This window comes from Microbulbifer sp. MLAF003 (assembly GCF_030012965.1).
Classification (GTDB): Bacteria; Pseudomonadota; Gammaproteobacteria; order Pseudomonadales; family Cellvibrionaceae; genus Microbulbifer; species Microbulbifer variabilis.
The window spans coordinates 1597542-1615902 of the sequence record NZ_CP120232.1 but is presented as its reverse complement, the minus strand read 5'-3'; the positions used below and the strand labels follow the sequence as shown (position 1 = coordinate 1615902).

General features: G+C 52.1%; 17 protein-coding genes. 4 read left to right on the top strand and 13 right to left on the bottom strand.

The window, feature by feature from the left end:
* The first annotated feature begins 170 nt into the window (after positions 1-170).
* Positions 171-1475, top strand: coding sequence for an OprO/OprP family phosphate-selective porin (locus P3339_RS07765; RefSeq protein WP_282952933.1), 1305 nt, complete (start codon positions 171-173; stop codon positions 1473-1475).
* A 57-nt stretch (positions 1476-1532) separates the two neighbouring features.
* Here the strand turns inward: P3339_RS07765 and P3339_RS07760 are convergent, their stop codons facing one another.
* Both P3339_RS07760 and P3339_RS07755 read right to left on the bottom strand, forming a co-directional pair.
* On the bottom strand, positions 1533-4325 hold the full coding sequence (locus P3339_RS07760) for an indolepyruvate ferredoxin oxidoreductase family protein (protein ID WP_282953565.1): 2793 nt from the start codon (positions 4323-4325) through the stop codon (positions 1533-1535).
* Positions 4326-4348: 23 nt separating this feature from the next.
* Complete coding sequence (locus P3339_RS07755) at positions 4349-5089, bottom strand: hypothetical protein (RefSeq protein WP_282952932.1); 741 nt, start codon at positions 5087-5089, stop codon at positions 4349-4351.
* 277 nt (positions 5090-5366) lie between these two features.
* Between P3339_RS07755 and P3339_RS07750 the strand changes: the two genes are divergently transcribed.
* Positions 5367-5837: an Lrp/AsnC family transcriptional regulator gene (locus P3339_RS07750; protein ID WP_020413378.1), complete on the top strand. Its 471-nt coding sequence runs from the start codon at positions 5367-5369 to the stop codon at positions 5835-5837.
* Between the two features lie 49 nt (positions 5838-5886).
* Here the strand turns inward: P3339_RS07750 and P3339_RS07745 are convergent, their stop codons facing one another.
* Both P3339_RS07745 and P3339_RS07740 read right to left on the bottom strand, forming a co-directional pair.
* The gene (locus tag P3339_RS07745) at positions 5887-6399 is read right to left on the bottom strand and encodes a shikimate kinase (RefSeq protein WP_282952931.1); all 513 of its coding nucleotides are present in this window, start codon (positions 6397-6399) and stop codon (positions 5887-5889) included.
* Positions 6400-6436: 37 nt separating this feature from the next.
* Positions 6437-7132 carry an acyltransferase gene (locus tag P3339_RS07740; RefSeq protein WP_282952930.1) on the bottom strand — a complete coding sequence of 232 codons (696 nt, stop codon included), beginning with the start codon at positions 7130-7132 and terminating at the stop codon, positions 6437-6439.
* 134 nt (positions 7133-7266) lie between these two features.
* Here P3339_RS07740 and P3339_RS07735 point away from each other — a divergent pair, with 134 nt between their 5' ends.
* Complete coding sequence (locus P3339_RS07735; RefSeq protein WP_020413381.1) at positions 7267-7884, top strand: class I SAM-dependent methyltransferase; 618 nt, start codon at positions 7267-7269, stop codon at positions 7882-7884.
* Here the strand turns inward: P3339_RS07735 and P3339_RS07730 are convergent.
* The 9 genes from P3339_RS07730 to P3339_RS07690 all read right to left on the bottom strand — a co-directional run bounded on the left by P3339_RS07730 (position 7813) and on the right by P3339_RS07690 (position 17065).
* Positions 7813-8919, bottom strand: coding sequence for a prenyltransferase/squalene oxidase repeat-containing protein (locus P3339_RS07730; protein ID WP_040628851.1), 1107 nt, complete (start codon positions 8917-8919; stop codon positions 7813-7815). The genes P3339_RS07735 and P3339_RS07730 overlap by 72 nt on opposite strands.
* A gap of 5 nt (positions 8920-8924) precedes the next feature.
* Positions 8925-9677, bottom strand: a complete 753-nt coding sequence (locus P3339_RS07725) for a class I SAM-dependent methyltransferase (RefSeq protein WP_020413383.1) — start codon at positions 9675-9677, stop codon at positions 8925-8927.
* Positions 9677-10105 carry a glycosyltransferase gene (locus tag P3339_RS07720; protein WP_282952929.1) on the bottom strand — a complete coding sequence of 143 codons (429 nt, stop codon included), beginning with the start codon at positions 10103-10105 and terminating at the stop codon, positions 9677-9679. The genes P3339_RS07725 and P3339_RS07720 overlap by 1 nt, the downstream gene beginning before the upstream one ends.
* A complete protein-coding gene (locus P3339_RS07715) occupies positions 10074-11018 on the bottom strand; it encodes a glycosyltransferase family 4 protein (RefSeq protein ID WP_282952928.1) in 945 nt (314 codons plus the stop codon). The genes P3339_RS07720 and P3339_RS07715 overlap by 32 nt, the downstream gene beginning before the upstream one ends.
* 574 nt (positions 11019-11592) lie before the next feature.
* On the bottom strand, positions 11593-12978 hold the full coding sequence (locus tag P3339_RS07710; protein ID WP_282952927.1) for a glutamine synthetase family protein: 1386 nt from the start codon (positions 12976-12978) through the stop codon (positions 11593-11595).
* Between the two features lie 124 nt (positions 12979-13102).
* Positions 13103-14452 (bottom strand): aspartate aminotransferase family protein, encoded by a 1350-nt coding sequence (locus tag P3339_RS07705; protein WP_282952926.1) that lies wholly within the window; start codon positions 14450-14452, stop codon positions 13103-13105.
* Positions 14453-14789: 337 nt separating this feature from the next.
* On the bottom strand, positions 14790-15461 hold the full coding sequence (locus P3339_RS07700) for a GntR family transcriptional regulator (protein WP_282952925.1): 672 nt from the start codon (positions 15459-15461) through the stop codon (positions 14790-14792).
* Positions 15458-16564, bottom strand: coding sequence for a hypothetical protein (locus tag P3339_RS07695; RefSeq protein WP_282952924.1), 1107 nt, complete (start codon positions 16562-16564; stop codon positions 15458-15460). Before P3339_RS07695 ends, P3339_RS07700 begins: the two co-directional genes overlap by 4 nt.
* 60 nt (positions 16565-16624) lie before the next feature.
* The gene (locus tag P3339_RS07690; RefSeq protein ID WP_026305087.1) at positions 16625-17065 is read right to left on the bottom strand and encodes a VOC family protein; all 441 of its coding nucleotides are present in this window, start codon (positions 17063-17065) and stop codon (positions 16625-16627) included.
* A gap of 75 nt (positions 17066-17140) precedes the next feature.
* Between P3339_RS07690 and P3339_RS07685 the strand changes: the two genes are divergently transcribed.
* Positions 17141-18310, top strand: coding sequence for a hypothetical protein (locus P3339_RS07685; protein WP_282952923.1), 1170 nt, complete (start codon positions 17141-17143; stop codon positions 18308-18310).
* The last annotated feature ends 51 nt before the right edge of the window (positions 18311-18361 follow it).

The window sequence follows — 18361 nt, the reverse complement described above, 5'->3', positions numbered from 1 at the left end:
TTTCCCGACAGTCCAACAACTATTAACAGCAATCATCGTTGCTCCATCGCGCGCGGGGGACATACAGAGAAAACCTAAGACTCCCTTACAACTGCTCCATGCACACTTGCTAAACTGCAACAACACGCCGCGGTCGCTAAGTACCGCTTTGATACGGAGCGTCATATGAAATGCTATGGCCTATATTGCGCCTTAGCCTTTGCTTTTCTATCGCCCCCTGCTTTGGCAGACAAAGCCGAATCGAAAGGGGGCTCAAAATTGTCTCCGACGACGGGAACTTTTCTGCGGAACTTGGAGGTCGCATCCATTTTGACACCTACCTCTTTGATAAAGATGATAGCTACTATGAAGACCTCATTCTCATTGACGACTTTGAAGAACCGGTAAATACCACAGATTTCCGTCGGGTACGCCTGGCAATGAAAGGAAAGCTATGGGAATGGGAATATAAGCTCGAACGGGACTTTGCCACTAGCGGTACCGCTGGGCTTAGAGATGTTTATTTGGCGACCGAAGTCTTCGATGGAAGGCTCCGAATAGGAAACTACAAACCGAACCGTTCCATTAATGAGCTTACGTCCTCCAATGAAATCACCATGATGGAACGCGCCTTTGCTACCGCTGCCGGCATCTATGACAACCGAGGCAGGCAGCAGGGCATCGGCTGGAATACCTATTGGTGCTGCCATACTTTTGGCTTTGATTTGATAAATTTGCGCAATCCTGGCGACCCCCGCAATTCAGGTGTTGGCGCCACAACCAGGTTTACCTGGGCTCCGATTGATGACTATAAAAGTACATTGCATCTGGGTGCCTCGCTTAGTTATGAAGATGCCAATCAAGACACTCCTCCTCGGAGGGCCCTAGTCGAATATGCCGGCCGCCGCGGCCCAGAGCAATTAGTCGCATTGAGCCCAGGCGGAAACGCTTTATTCTTTGGGGAATTTGGCGATGAGGAGTTTTATCTTGGGAAGCCAGAAGGTGATGTACTGATACTGGGCCTGGAACTGGCTGGTACTTATGGCCCTTTTTTTGCTCAATCGGAGTATGCTATTGGCAGATTCTCCGGTGACTTTTTCCTCTCCGAGTTCACTTTCGAAAAGTTTTTTGGTGCCCCACCCAACTTCTTTTGCGACCCACTTACTGGTTGTTTTATCGGTGACCAAAGTGTCCATACTTGGTATATCACTGGAAGCTGGGCAGTAACCGGGCAGCACAAACCCTATAACTATAAAAAGGGGCTTTTTAAGTCAATTAAGCCCCAGCCTCCAGCTGGGGCTTTCGAAGTGACGGCCCGCTACGACACAATTGAAAATCGCGACATTCCCGATATGACGGTTCGAAATTTTGTCTTTGGGTTTAATTACTATTTCAATCCCAAAGTACGATTCATGTTAAATGTGACTCTAGGAAATAACCGCTTTACTGGAGATCAAACCCGACAGTTTGCTGTTCGCATGCAGGGATTTTGGTAATTATCAACGAGGGAGGCTCAACGGCAAGCCGTCAAACCGCCCAATGAGAATTATTAATTAACCAACCTGCTGGGCATTAGCAGGATCAAATACCTCCACTTCAGAGGCCCGTTTGATATCGCGCACCGGATTTTCGAAGCGAGTGAGAGCCACATCACGCTGCTGCCTGGCTTTCTCCAGATTGGCCTCTTTCACGTGGCCATAGCCTCGAATTTCCTCTGGATAGTTGAGTAAATCAATAGCTGCGGCGTGGTTCTGTGCATTCAGCTCACCCATTACCTTATCGACCAACTCCTCATATTCGCTAATTAAGGCACGCTCCATTCTGCGCTCGGCAGTGTAACCAAACACATCCAATACGGTACCACGCAGGAATTTTAATCTGGCCAGGACACCGAAGGCTTTAAACATCCATCCGCCAAACTTCATTTTGCGTGGGCGCCCCAATACCTTGTCAAAACGCGCCAGCAGGGGCGGGGCCAAGTTGAACTCCAACTCAATTTCGCCGCTGAAATTCTCCTGCAGGGATTGAGTAAAACGGCCATCGGTATATAAGCGCGCCACCTCGTATTCATCTTTATAGGCCAAGAGTTTGGCGTAATTACGCGCGACAATCTCTGCAAGCTTGAGATTGCCCGGCACTTTAAGAACTTCCGCTGCCTTCACCTTATCCACCAGGTTTTGGTAGCGCTGCGCCAGTTCAGTATTCTGGTAACCAGTGAGATGCTTTACCCGGTGAGCAACCACTTCTTCCAACCCCTGCGGTAAAGCAACAGGGACTTGGTCGTGAGCCAGTAGCTTGTTTAAGGTTTTGGAATCAGCAGCGGCAAGGCGACCAGCGGCAAAGCCCTGCAGGTTGCCCTCAACTGCAACACCATTCAGCTCAATAGCCTGTAACAACGACTCCTGAGAAAGCGGCAATAACCCTTTTTGCCAGGCAAAACCCAACATAAAGATATTTGCGGCCAGGGTATCCCCCAGTGCCAACTTGGTGAGCCTATGCGCCTCTACAGACTCCAACTCACAAACAGCATTACTCAAGGTGTCTAATACAGCCTGAGGCGAGTGTGCATCTTCACGACCCAAAACAGTAGCAGCGGTTGGACTCAGATGGGTATTTACCACTGCCCGACTATGGGTTTCATCCAGCTTAGCCAGACAGGCTGCGAGGTTGCCTGCGGCAATCAGGTCACAAGCCATCAGCGCGTCTGCTCGACCATCAGAAATACGAACAGCCTGCAACGCGTCAGGCTTTGCAGCAAAGCGGATATGGGAATAAACCGCCCCGCCCTTTTGCGCAAGGCCAGTCTGATCCAGGGTACTGCAGGCCTTACCTTCAATGTGGGCTGCCATTGCCAGCAAAGCACCGATAGTAACCACTCCGGTTCCACCTACACCGGTTACCAGGAAGTTAAACGGCTCACCCAGGGCGGGTAGTTGCGGTGCAGATAATTTATCCGCCTCAGTGCGTAACACATCGCCAACCCCGGCACCTTTGGCCAGGCGCCCACCTTTCACAGTAACAAACGATGGGCAAAAACCATTGATGCAGGAGAGGTCCTGATTGCAACCAGTCTGGTTTACCCGGCGCTTATCCCCCAGGGCAGTAGCAACTTTTTCTACCGCGATACAGCTGGATTGCTGCACGCAGTCACCACAGCCTTCACACACCAGCTCATTGATAAACGGGCGCCCCTCTGCCTGGGGTAACAGGCCGCGTTTGCGCTTGCGGCGCAGCTCAGTAGCGCAGGTTTGGTCGTAGATAATTACTGTACAACCTTCAACTTCGCGAAGCTCTTCCATAACCGCCGGCATATAATCGCGATGGCGGATCTCCACCTCGGCAGGGAAAGATAGAGCACCCTTATATTTATCCGGGTTATCCATCACCAGTACAACTTTCTGCACCCCCTCAGCCAATACCTGGCGACAGATCATATCCGGTGCCAGCTCTCCGTCATGGGGCTGGCCACCTGTCATAGCGACAGCATCGTTAAACAGAATTTTGTAGGTGATATTCACCTTGGCTGCGACAGACGCCCGAATGGCCAAGATTCCTGAGTGAAAATAAGTGCCATCACCCAAGTTCACGAATACGTGCTTTTCACTGGTAAAAGGCGCCTGGCCTACCCAGTTGACGCCCTCAGCGCCCATCTGAGTAAAGGTAAAAGTCTCCCTATCGAGCCACTGGGCCATATAGTGACAGCCAATTCCCGCGAGAGCACGGCTACCTTCAGGCACTTTTGTTGAGCGGTTATGGGGGCAACCGGCGCAGAACATGGGCAAGCGTGAAACACTGGAGCCCGCCTGCTGGGAAATCCGCTGGGAAAGGGCATTGAGGCGCATCAGGCGATAGCGACCACGCTCACCCAACTTGTCGTCACCCAACACAAAGCCCAAAACCTGGGCAACAATCGCCGGTGAAAGCTCACCGTAAGCGGGCATCAGTGGCTGGTCATGCTCATCCACCTTACCGAGAATACGCGGGAAACTAGGGTCTTTAACGTGGACGTTATACAGCTCCTCTTTTAGCTGCACTTCCATCAAGCTGCGCTTCTCCTCCAGCACTAGCAGGGTATCCAGGCCTCGAGCAAATTCCTGAATGCCAGGTACATCCAGCGGGTAAGTCATACCCACCTTGAGAATCCGAATTCCAAGCTGCTTAGCCTGGCCTTCATCAATCCCCATATCCTCAAAAGCCTGCATCAGGTCAAGATGGGCCTTGCCGGTAGTGACGATGCCGAGACTGGCCTCGGGATTTTCCAGCACAACTTTGTTCAGATTATTGGCACGGGCAAAAGCCAACGCTGCCGGACGCTTATAACGCCACAGGCGCTCCTCCTGCTCCAGGGGGTTATCCTGTTTGCGAATGTTTAACCCCCCTCGGGGCGCTCGATTTCCGGATAGGTGAACTGCACACGCTGCGAGCCCACTTCTACCGTGGCAGAACTGTCCATATTTTCCGCCAGAGTGATCATCGCTACCCAGCAGCCACTGAAGCGGGACAACTCCAAGCCATAATGACCATAATCCAGTACCTCCTGCACAGTGGCGGGGTTAAGCACTGGAATATGCATATCTACAAAAGCAAATTCAGATTGGCCCGGGTATGAAGATGACTTACAGCCGTGGTCGTCGCCGGCCACAATCAGGGCTCCACCCTTTGGAGAGGACCCTGCAGCATTCGCATGGCGGAAAGCATCACAGGAGCGGTCCACACCCGGTGTCTTTCCATACCAAATGCCACAGACGCCATCTACCTCAGCGCCTTCAAACAGACCCACTTGCTGGGAACCCCATACCGCAGTCGCAGCCAGCTCTTCATTGACGCCCGGCTGGAAACGAATATTGTGCTGCCCCAGTAGTTTTTTGGCGCGAGAAAGCTGCAAATCATAGCCACCCAGCGGTGATCCGCGGTAACCAGAGATAAAAGTCGCGGTATTGAGACCGCGGGATTGATCCATACGCATCTGGTCGATCGGCAGGCGCACCAACGCCTGGATGCCAGAGAGAAGCACACGGCCTTTAAGGGTGGTATAGCGATCGTCCAGGGATACTTGCTTCTTTACCTGGTTGTCCGCCGCGCGCTGGGGACTGGTTACGTTATCAGTCATACACCTAACTTCCGGTCGTTTATTCTTCTCGAAACTCGGTTCGAGTTTTAAGTCATTATTCTTCCGAATCGCCTCGTATCAGCAGTCGGATGCCGGGTTCGTGATGGGCCCACAGAATCCTTTGGCGGGCAATCACAAAAAGCATCCGCCCTGAGACGGATTGGTCAGGTCATACTAGTTCGTTAAGCGCAACAGAGCATTGCTTTATTTACGTAAATGTGCGTAAATTTGTGATGAAAATCTCGATCGATCAAATTTTTATAGGATAGGAGTCTTTATGAAGCGTTCGACAGACCTGGATGATTTTGACCGTAAGATTCTGCGAGCGCTGCAGGAGAACGCCGATTATTCCATGGCGGAGCTAGGAGACAAAGTCGGCCTCTCCCACACTCCCTGCTGGCGCCGGATCAAAAGGCTGGAGGCGGAAGGGATTATCCGTGGCCGGGTAACCCTGCTGGACCCCCGCAAGTTAGACCTGGGAGTGACAGTATACTGCTATGTCACTATCCACAACCATGACGAAGAATCCCTGAACAATTTTGAGTCTGCGGTCCAGGATGTCCAGGAAGTTGTAGAGTGTTATTCAACCAGTGGTGACAAAGACTATGTTCTACGTGTTGTCGTGGACAGCGTGGAGCATTATGAGCAACTTCTAAAGCGCTCTCTGGTGCACCTGCCCAACGTGGCCTCGGTGAACTCTACTTTTGCCTTAAAGCAAGTGAAGTACACTACCCAGCTTCCCCTCTGAGGAAAGATATAAGTCAGAGCCCCAACAATCAAGGGGCTCAACCGCCGCTTTAGGGTTGTCGTGGCAGTTGACTTAACAACTGATCCAAAGCCTGCTGCATGGTCAGACCGTCGCAGTCTACCGTAATGTCCGCATATTCCCGGTACAGAGCTTGGCGTTCAGTAAATAGGGCTTCAAAAGTCTGCCCCGGAGCCTTGGCAATCCCGCGACTTTCATAATTGTGAATACGGCGGCGCAACTCTTCAGCAGAGCACTCCAAGAACACGATTGTGCCGAGTTCTTTTAAATTGGCCATACCTTCGCCGCTATAGACAGCGCTGCCACCCGTAGCAATGACATGGCTGGGCAGATGGGCAGCCTCGATCACTTCTCCCTCAATAGCCCTCAAATTCAAATAGTCGCTTTCTGCCATGATCTCCTGCAGGGTTTTCCCCTCCCTGGCTTGGATCAGTACATCGGTATCGACAAAATCCAGAGCCAACTCCTTTGCCAGCAACACACCCAGGGTGCTCTTGCCTGCACCAGGCATACCAATCAGAACAATACTTTTTCTTTTTTTCATCAGTTCAAATGTTCGAGAATAAATCGTGCATACCTTTTTAATCCCCACGGCGAGGGAAAACTACCGAACGCAACCAACCTAGGACGCCGTTGCCCTTGAGCATCATCTTGTCAAGCTCATCCAGATTATGGGCCTGGCGAAAAGCATCGGCAAATAATGCCTCACGAGTAATCATTCGGCGTTTGGGATTAATACTTTTTACAGGCTTTGCAGGATTACCAGCAACTACAGTATTTGCCGGAACATCCTTGGTAACCACACTGCCTGCTCCAACCACCGAATTATCCCCAATACTCACCCCCTTACAAATCGTCGCACTATCACCAATCCAGACATTATTTCCCAAGCGGACTGGTGCAGTGCAGCGAAAAGGCCTGGTGCGATTATAGAGTCCATGCCAATCCGAATCCGAAATATATACATTCGCGGCAATCATACAGGCGTTGCCAATTTCTATGGACTGTGCAGCGGAAATACGCACACCCGGGGAAATCAGCACATAATCACCGATGGTGATAAATGCCTCGCCACCCTTATGGCCAAATGTCGTAAAGCGAATACATTTTTCTGCATTGGAAATTAAATGGGGATAATTACCAATACGGACATTACTGCCAAAAACATAGACCGAAGAGGGATCCATCACTTCAGGCTCGACCCCTATGGCATCAAATTGTGGCAGCAGAAAGTACTCAGTGCGCCAGTTGCGCCAACGCAACTGTAAACGCTTCATCCAATAGGGCCTATGGTCCTTGCGCATACATTAAATTCTGTTTGATTTAGCACTACATATAAAACAAATCGCAATTGCTTTTGTATAAGCAGCGGTTTAGTGTTTGGTCCACAAAAAATAGCAAGCGGTTACCCATGTCCATTAAATTATCTATCGATATTCGAGCTATCAAAGGATTTCTTGCTGCCCATGAAGGTGAAGCACTTTACCATCTGGCCGCGGAGGCCAGCGGCCTGGGGCCCTGCCTGGAGGTCGGCAGCTACTGCGGAAAATCGACAGTGTACTTAGCTACCGCCTGCAAACTCACAGACAATGTGGTCTTCGCTGTGGACCACCACCGCGGCTCGGAGGAGCATCAACCCGGCGAGGAGTACCACGACCCGGACCTTTTTGACGAAAGAGCCCAATTAATGGACAGCTTTCGCAATTTTCGCGCAAATATCCGTGCAGCTGAGCTCGAGGACTGGGTAGTTCCTGTCGTGGCCCCCTCTGCTATCGCTGCACGCCACTGGAATACACCTCTCGGCTTGGTGTTTATTGACGGAGGCCACTCTTTGGAAGCTGCGATGACCGACTACCGCAGCTGGTCCCGCCATATTGTTCCCGGTGGCTACCTCGCCATCCACGATATATTCCCGGACCCGGCCGACGGCGGCCAGGCCCCTTACGATATTTACAAGCTAGCCCTGGCTTCCGCTCAGTTCGAGCTCGTCGAAACTGTAGACACCCTGGGTATCCTGAGACGTATTTGAAGACAGTTGTACCGATGTAAACAAACTACTCGCCGGCGTCAGGTCGGCGAGTGCATCCGCCGCCAACAACATAGCACCCACAGTCCAAGTAGTTTTCTCTTCCGGCCAAACTGCCTCATCCCGATAGACATAACCAGTCCAGTAACCGCCATCACTGTCCTGCCAGCGGTGAAGCCCCCGAAATATAATCTCAGCACGGGAACGCTGCCCTGCAGCCAATAGTGCCATTGTCAGCTCGCAAGATTCCGCCACAGTTACCCAGGGCTCATCATTAACACAGCGACAACCCAGTCCCGCCACGACAAACTCATCCCAACGCTGATGCAGGCGAGTGCGAGCAGCTTCTCCAGAAAAGGCCCCTGTTAACACAGGATAAAACCAATCCATGGAAAAGCGTGCCTTACTTTCCCAGGTTCGATCGAAACGTTCCGGCTTGTGCCGCAAAGCGTACCCCAAAGCCTGGCGCCCCTGCTCCCAATTGGGGCGGTCAACACGCAGCTCTCTGGCAATGTTGATGGCACATTCGAGGCTCTTAAAAACCGAAGAACAGCCAGTTATCAGGGCATCTTTCTTTGGCTCTCCCTCTGCATCCACCGCCCAGTGAATTTCCCCGTGCTCCGTCTGCAGTGCCAAAACAAAATCAATTGCACGCTCAACCATCTGCCAGTAGCGACGCAAAAAGCCTTTGTCTCCGCTAATCAGATAAAAGTGCCAAATGCCGGTGGCCACATAGGCAACAAAATTTGTCTCGCGGCGCTCACGATTATCAACAGCACCGTTTTTGTATGCCGCCCACCAGCTGCCATCGGCCAACTGAATATCTGCCAACCAGCGATAAGCTTTTTCTGCGGCGGCAAATTCACCTGCGATTGCCAAGCCCATGGCCGCCTCAACGTGATCCCAGGGATCGGCATAATGTCCCTTAAACCAGGGAATAGAGCCATCGGGCAGTTGCTGGGAGAGAATATAGGCAGCACTGTCACGGACAAACCCATCGGGAAAGAGGTTTGTGTTTTTTACCGGAGGAATAACCATCTCACTCACGAACTCGCCTCCCCCACCAAGCGCAAAGTCTCCGGCGCTTCCTGCTCAGCTTTGACAAAATAAAGCGCGATACTTTTACCTAACAGCGGATTCAGTATCTTTTCCGCGGCACGAGTAAGCATTGGCTGCTTCATCAAGTCCCAAACCAACAAGCGATGATAGGCTGCAACTAAGCGGGAGTCCGGCTGATTCCAGAACAGACACTTCAGCCACCAATACGGGGAGTGCAAAGCATGAGCCTTATGGCGTGCAAAATAGCGATGCCCCAAGGACTCAATACTTCCCCTCAGCTCTTTCTCACGGAATATACGAATATGGCCACCCTCCACCTCATGGTATTCATCGCTCAGTTTCCAGCAGACCCACTCGGGGAAGTAAGATGGTACCGTGGCAGCAAAAATACCGGAGGGTTTCAAAACCCGATCGATTTCTGCTAGGACCGCTTTGTAATCCTCAATATGCTCCAATACCTCTGAACAAATCACCACATCGAAAGTGGCATCGGCAAAAGGTAGCCGCAGGCCATTGGCAACCCCAAGTAACAGGCGCCCTTTGGCATGCTCCGGGCTTTTAAAAGGCTCAGCCCGCTTACTGGCTGTACGCACATCATCAAGGCATAAATCTATGCCGAAGATATCCACTTCATCAGTAATCATCAGGTGAATGGAGTGGCGACCTTCGCCACACCCGAGATCCAGAACTTTTTGTCCTGGGCGAAGACTCAGGTGCTTCGGATCTACAGTAATCATCAAGCCGCCTCCGCACCGCTGACATCTGCGCCAACTATCTCATCTTCATGTCGACGCTGCACTGCAGATTCACCCAGTATTTCACGGTAATAAGCCACGAGGCTCGCAGCTGCCAGCCCCCATGAGAACTTTTCCTCTATTCGTGCCCTACCCTTAGCACTCAGCTCAGCTTGAAGAGATATGTCCGACAAAACCCGACCAAGGGCTTCACCCAATGCCTGGCTGTTACCAGCCGGCACCACTATGCCAGCATCCCCTACCACCTCTGGTAGCGCGCCACCGTCGCTGGAAACTACCGGTGCCCCACAGGCCATGGCTTCACCAGCAGGCAGTCCAAATCCTTCATATAAAGATGGGCAGGCTACCACTGTGGCACTGCGGTAATACCCCACTAATTCAGCATTGGAAATGCCAGAGACAAACTGCACTGCATTCTGCAAATCGAGCCGATGAAGCAGCTCCTCCGTTGCCCCCCTCCCGTAGCTTCCCCACCACCAACAACTCGAGACCGTTAAACCTCTGGCGCAAGCTGGCAAGTGCCAGCAATAACACCCCCAGTCCTTTGAGTGGCTGATCTGCTGAGGCAGTTGTCATAATTCTAAGTGGCAGGCGCTCAACACTTTCGCTGGGGCTGAATATTTCTGTGTCGATGCCGTTATAGATCAGGTTTATCTGTTCTGGCTTCACGCCAAACTGCTCGATGATATCCCGCTCTGACTGGCGTGATACTGTCACAATATGGCGCAGCTTACGTGAAACCTTGATCTGCATTTTCAGGAAGTTATGCCAGCGACGCACCAGCAGGCGAAAACGCCAATCCGGCGCCGCATCCAACGCCAACTGGCGATCACGGGTAATGGGGTGATGGATAGTAGCTACGACAGGCAGCCCACTTTTTTCAATATCCAACAATCCATAACAAAGAGACTGGTTATCGTGCACTATGTCATAGTCACGGCCGTGTTTACGCAAGTATTTGGCCACGCGGCGACCAAAGGTGTAAGGCTCGGCAAAACCGCCGGTGAGTTTGCTCCACCACTCAAAAAAGTCCGCCCAGGAAAGCAGGTGTTTAGCCTTAAGAGCTCGCACCGGGTTCTCAACCTCATACAGGTTCAGTCCCGGCATCTTTATCAAATTTACCCGCTCATCCAACTCTGGATAGGGTTGGCCTGAGATAACATCCACAGAGTGGCCAGCATCAACCAATGCCTTACTCAGGTAGCGAAGGTAGATTCCCTGACCACCGCTATGTGGATTGCTGCGATAACCTAATAAACATATTTTTAGCGGCCGCGTCTTGCCAGCCATTGGACCGTCTGCACAATTTCCCAAGGCGGTCATAGATTCCCCATCTGCTTGTTCTGAGGCCCACCTATCTTTCACCAATCCGGTAACACCACGTCGTGGGCTATGTTACGTCGACTGATAAATCGGGGGCCTTACGCTAGTAAAGCGGAAGAATACACTGGCGTGGAAATGACTGCTAGGCAGAAGCTGTCCACACTATTGGCCAACCCGACTGCCATGTAGATTGACGAGCCAAACTGAAAGCCACATACAGCAATGCTTTCCCCCAAAGAGTGAAAACAAACACGACTGGATTCAGGAGAGCCTATTCCATATCGACCCAATCTATGTATTGACAGTCACTCACTGATCATTGGGAAAAAGAACCGAAGGAAATCCTAAGCATCTGCGATGGTGTACTGGATGACTGAAGAAACGTTTTGCGAGGATAAAAAAATGCCCGCCAGAGGCGGGCCAGGTTTCTCGAACACACTTTCAGGAGGAGAGTTTCAAGCGCGTTACGCACTTAAATTTAGGTATAGCAGAGTATTACAGCTCTCCATCTGCCCTGTCGTAAAAGCCGTTCAGTATTCATACAATCGGTGCTGTATCACCTCTTAAGTCATCGCTAAACGCGGTGCAAATAGCTCTGGTACTCCACATCTGTAACCCGTGAACCAATTTCCACCTGTTCCTGACGCTTAAGTAACAGGAATAATTCAATAAAGCGTGGATCAAGGTACTCACGCCATAGCTGGCTCTGCTCAAAACGCTTGAGTGCGCCACTCCAGGTATTAACCAATTGCTCACTTTCAACTTGATAGGCGTCGCCTTCCACTGGAGCTGGCGGTTGCAGCTGGTTTTCCAGGCCATGACAGACGCCAACAAGAATTCCCGCCAGAACCAGATAGGGGTTTACGTCTGCTCCGGCAATGCGGTGCTCAATACGCCGAGCTTCGGGGTTACTTGCCGGAATCCGCAAGGTCGTCGTTCGGTTATCATAGCCCCAGCAAAGATTTAGCGGCGCATGTGAGCCCTCCTGGAAGCGACGATATGAATTGCTATGCGGCGCGAAAAATGCCATCGCATCGTTTGCGGTTGCCAACATACCAGCCGCCGCTTGGCGCAGCAGATCTGACCCCATCTCACTGCCGTCGTCAAAAACATTTTTTCCCGAACTGTCGATCAAGCTCATATGCACATGCATACCGTTACCAGCCTGATCCCCAAACGGCTTGGCCATAGTGCTCACCCGGAAACCATGGCTGCGGGCCACACCTTTCAACAGTCGCTTGAACAGTAGGGTCTGATCGGCAACCTTCACCGGATCAGCACTGTGCAACAAGTTAATTTCAAACTGACCTGGCGCGCACTCGGACAGTACAGAATCAGCCGGGATCCCCTGCTCTTCACAAGCAGCACGAACATCAGCAAAGAAGTGGCGCTGTGCATTCAGCTCAGACAAATCGTATACGTCTGTGGAAGGCACCAACTCAGCGTCGTTATCACTAACCGGGCGCGGTCGTGCCAGGTGATCCACCTCATCACGTAACAGGTAAAACTCCAGCTCGGTGGCACAAACTGCGGTGTAACCAAGTTTTTTTAATCGATCCACCACTCGCTGCAACTGGGCGCGTGGATCTGCGTACAGTGCGCTTCCATCCGCCTCATGCAGTTGCATATGCAATTGGGCCGTCTCTTCTCTGTGCCATGGCGCCAGGCTGATCGGCGAAACCGGCAAGCAGACACCGTCGCTGTCTCCACTGGCGAAGACCAGGGGACTGTCTTCGATATCCCGCCCCCAGATGTCCAGGCTGACAGCGCTGCGCGGCATCTGCAGACTGCCTTTAAGCAGTTTTTCTGCCGCCTCGGCAGGCAGCCATTTGCCACGGGGCACACCGTTAATATCGAACATAAAGCCTTCAATCCACTTTAGGTCCGGGTGCTCTGCCAGGAATTTACGCGACTGCTCCAGCAGCTCTGGCTGGGCAGTGAATTCTTTTTCTTGAGACATAAGTTGCCTGAGGTAATCCAGTCAAACCGCAAAAGCGGCCTTGAGCCACCACTCACATCCGCCACCGACAGACGATGAGGGGCGACCTAGGGCCGCTCTCATAAATAGATGCGATACCGCGAGTTTACGCCAGTGCTTTTGCGGTATCGTCCAGGGCGCGATGCGCTTTCTCCACCAACTCATCGACCTGCTCAGTGGTAATAATCAGCGGCGGCGCGATAACCATTGCATCGCCCACAGCACGCATTACCAAACCGTGCTTGATACTGAGATCACGACACACTGCGCCTGCGGTACAGTCGTCATCGAAGCGGGCACGGCTCGATTTATCTTTTACAAGCTCCAGTGCTCCAACCATACCCAGACTTCGGGCTTCACCAACAATCGGATGCTCTGCCAGCTCAGCCCAGCGCTTGGCCAGGTAAGGGCCTGTCACATCGCGCACATTCTCAATAATTTTTTCATTGCGCAGGATGTTAATTGTCGCCAATCCTGCCATACAAGCTGCCGGGTGCGCTGAGTAGGTGTAACCGTGAGTAAATTCACCACCCTTACTTTTAATCACGTCAGCAACACGATCACCCACCATGGTGCCGCCCAGCGGGAAGTAACCATTGGTTACTGCTTTGGCAAAAGTCATCAGATCGGGCTTGAGGCCGTAAAAATCTGCGCCAAACCACTCACCGGTGCGACCAAAGCCAAAAATCACTTCGTCCATCACCAGCAAGATATCGTACTGATCCAGCACCTTCTTCACTTCTGGCCAGTAGGTTTCCGGTGGGATTACTACACCACCAGCACCCTGTATAGGCTCTGCAATAAAAGCGGCAACTTTCTCAGGTCCGAGTTCCTGGATCTTTTCATCAAGGCTGCGCGCAGCATGAATGCCGAACTCTTCCGGGGACATATCGCCACCCTCGGCAAACCAGTAAGGCTGTTGCACATGCTCAATGTAGTCCAGCGGCTGAAACTGCTTATGCATACCACTCATACCACCGAGGCTAGCACCGGCAATGGTAGAGCCGTGATAGCCATTCTTACGGGAGATCACGATACGCTTCTCAGGTTTATCCTGAAGATCCCAGAAACGGCGAATCAGACGCAAGTTCGTATCGTTTGCTTCGGAGCCGGAGCCGGTAAAGAAAACGTTGCTCATATTGGCCGGGGTCACCTCCGCCAGAGCATCAGCCAGCTCAATAGAAGGCACAGTGGTGCACTGGAAGAAGCTGTTATAGAACGGCAGGGTATTCAACTGCTCATAGATGGCATCGCTAATTTCTTTACGGCTGTAACCCAGGTTACAACACCACAATCCAGACATACCGTCCAACATACGATTGCCATCGATATCAGTGATGTAGGCACCTTCAGCGCTGGTAATCACTCGGGTACCCTGCTGGCCCAGATCGTTGAAGTCCGTAAAGGGGTGCAGCAGGTGCTCGCGGTCGTGTTGTTGCAGCTCACTCTTGTTCATATTTCGCTCCTGGCTTTTGCTCTGGGGTTTTCCCGCCGCTCCCGACAAGCAGCCTCTGCTTGTCGGGCGGAGGTTTTCCCGCAATCTGTCATCCGCACTGCTCTACTGCTCAATGGGTATCACAAGGCGAATTATTACTACCAAATTTGTGATCACATTTTAGTAGCGAGACTCACAGAAGCGCAAGATCTATCTATGCCTCACAGCAACCTTAAGGTCGAATGAGGCCAAGTGGGCAAACTGGTGGGAAGGCAAAACCAGACGGTCAGTTTGTTTGGGCGACGTCTCCTGCCACGCGCGGTTTGATGTACAGCGGGTTAACAGTTACGACTGCTTGCTAGAGCAGCTCCTCAGCGGAGATTGAGCCGAGCCCCTCTTCTATATCCTGGCGAATGGCGCGGCGAACCCTCTCTACACTTCTGTCTGCAATGGCATCCAACAAATCCTCGTGGCGATCCGGCAGCTCCTGAACACCAAAGCGCTGAAATACAAGATGCTGAAGAGGCGCTGTCTGCAGCCACAAACTCTCGATCAACGAGAGAATGATATGCGGCCGCCCCATGCGATAGAGAGTAAAGTGAAAATCGAGATTAGCAGTGACATACTGCTCAATATCCTTTTGTTCGAGGGCAGCCGTCACCCGCGCGTCCAGGGCTCGTAGCTGCTGCAGTTCTTCCTCCTGTACAAACGGCAGGGCCTGCTCCGCAGCCTGGCACTCAAGCGCAACACGCGCCGCACAGATCTCATCGAGCTTCTCAGGAGTCATTGTCGGCACCGTGACACGACGGGTATCGGATAACTCCAAGGCCCGCTCAGAAGTCAGGCGCCGCAAGGCTTCACGCACCGGCATAGGGCTGCAATCCAGCTCCGCAGCCAAGCCGCGAATGGTAATCGCATGCCCCGGCAAAAATTTGCCACGTAAAATAGCATCTCGCACCTGGAAATAGACTCTCTCCTGAGTGGTGCGAAACTCTTCCTGCGGATGATTAAACTCCTGCGCCATGTTCATGCGGCCCTGACCTGATGTAACTTGTGCGGAATATCATCGAAGCCAACCTCTATGAGGTGGTCCGCTGCACGGCCACTCTGCCAGACTTCATGGAAATCATCGGCAACCCATTTGCTCAGTTCCACAACCTTCTTCCAATAGCGAATCCGTTCCTCGCGGCCCATCTTATAAAAATCATTACGATCAGGGATTTTGCCATAGGGCAGCTTCGCCACGAATGCAGGAGAAGGTGCCACCAACAGTGTCGATGACATAGCATCACCTCGCACACGACGCCAGGAAAGCCCTTTATCAAACCAGCCCGGCACCATAAACGGGAAAAAGTGCGGGTAGAGCACCAAACCCTGAGGGTGACTGAAACGTAAATCAAAATGGTAGTCGGTGATACCTCCATCACGATAATTTCCCTGTGGAGCACCAGCGGGGTTGCGAACTCCCGCCATCACCAATGGAATAGAACCACTCGCCAGGACCGCTGCACAAACATTGTCCGCGGATAGCGTCGTATCCACCGTACTCAGGTTGCCAAACCGTACTGCGGCATCACGGCCAGAGTGAAAAACCACCCGTTCCCAAAAAGCGCTCAGGCTGTGCCTGGAGAGCGCGTTGGCCATGGCCGATGCAAACAACGCCGGGGCCAGGAAGGCGCGCTTTTCACTAGCCAGGGGACCGCGGCCACGCACAGTGACAAAATGGCTGTGCCACAACGGGTTGCCTGCTACTTCGCCTGCACCATTTTCACCTAAAACATTGAGCAGGATTTGCTCCCCGGCAGCAGTGATCTCCGCCGGTGTCGGTTTGTCTGAGGCATAACTCTGATGGATATAACCATATTCCAAGCACTCCAGGGCCTCCAATGGCTCCGCCATGGCGTAACACATATTGCGAAAGCTACCGATTGAAGACCCCAGTGTCGCGATAGGATCACGACGCCCCTTAAAAAATTCCCCCATCAGTACCCGGTCCAACTGGCTGATGACCAGCCACTTGGGGCCTCCTGAGGCCCCCACCAGGGTGGAAAACTGTTCCTGGCGTAAGCCCTCCTCACGAATCTGGTGCGCCGCATTTGCGCCGGCCAATAATATGCAACTGGTATTCTTCACAAAGCGTCTCTTAAGGTATCCATTCAGGCGGAAGTGTACCGGGTTTGAATCCTGAGGGGATCACCACTCTCCGGTATTCTCCATTGATTGCCAGGGTTCCTGAGGCGCCAACGGCTCTCCATTTTGTAGTAGCTCTATCGAGATACCATCTGGAGAGCGAAAAAATGCCATATGTCCATCACGGGGAGGCCGGTTGATAGTCACGCCCGCATCCATCATCCGCTGGCAAACGGCATAGATATCATTAACTCCGTAAGCCAAATGGCCAAAATTGCGCCCGCCACCATAGGATTCCGGATCCCAGTTGTAGGTAAGCTCCAGCATAGGGGCCTTATTTTCCCTTGCGGCATCTACATCTTCCGGTGCAGCCAGATACACCAAAGTAAAGCGACCTTTGTCGTAATCGTTACGCGTTACAAGCTGTAGCCCTAACTTTTCACAGTAAAATTTTAAAGATTCTTCCAAGTCGGCCACGCGGACCATTGTATGCAGATACCTCACCCTCTACTCCTTCCTGCTATCAGGATCTAAAATCGCGGAATAATAAATAATTCAGCCTCGCGTGGCGAAAAGCAAATGTATAAGAAATTCTATCGAGCCTTTTCACAAGCCCCTAGCGGCAGCCCCTCTGCCATGTTGCATATGGCCTGCCACTCCCATCATTATTGGCCGGATATCACTCTGGAGGCGGTGCAACAATATTGGCACGATGCGGCACTGCTTGCCGACGATAAATGGGGACCCATTTTTCACGAGAAAATACCCGCCTGGCAAAATGCTGTCGCGCGCACACTACAAATTCCAGATGCCGGGCAAATCGCTATTGCCCCAAACACCCACGAATTGGTTTACCGCTTGATCAGCGCCCTGGATCCCGCCAAGCCACTGCGCATACTCACCACCGATAGCGAATTCTACAGCTTTGCACGCCAATTACAGCGACTCGAAGAATTGCCCCATGTGGAAGTAACGCGTATTCCAAAGACCCCCTATGCGACACTAGCCGAGCGCTTTGAGAGAGAGCTGCATACCCGGAACTACCAGCTGGCTTATGCCAGCCTGGTATTTTTTGATTCTGGCGTGGTATTCCCCGAGCTGCTACGTATTACTGAGCAAAAACCCGAGGAAACCGAGTTTGTTATTGATGGCTACCATGGTTTTTTTGCTCGCCCCATTGACCTGAGCAAGGTCGCAGATAAGGCCTTCTTTACTGCAGGCTCCTATAAATACCTAGGTGCCGGTGAAGGTCTGTGCTTTATGAGTATTCCATCCCGGTGTCGCTTGCGCCCGCTCAACACTGGCTGGTTTGCCGAAATGGCAGAACTTGAAAATCGCCCTGGAAGTGTCAATTACGGGGATAACTGGCTGCGTTTTGCCGGCGCCACTATGGACTATTCCTGCCTGTACAAGGGTCTTGCCATTTTCGATCTATTCCGACGGGAAGGTATCACCGTAGATAAAATCCACCGCTATGTCCTCAATGCCCAAAGCCGCTTCCTGAACACAATGGACAAAAACAGCCACCCGCTACTCAACCGGGAGCGCCTGATTCACCACGACCTGAAGGAGGGCCATGGCCACTTTTTCACGTTCGATTGCGGCACAACAGAAAACTCAGAAAAGCTACAAAAAGAGCTGAAAGCCCGAGCAGTCCTTTGCGACAGGCGCCAACATCTGCTGCGCCTGGGCTTTGCTATCTACCATGACGACAATGAAACTTATCAGCAGGTTTTTGACTCTCCCTAAATAAATTCGCGGGCACCGTTCTGCTGATTAACATACCAAGCTAGCCAGCGG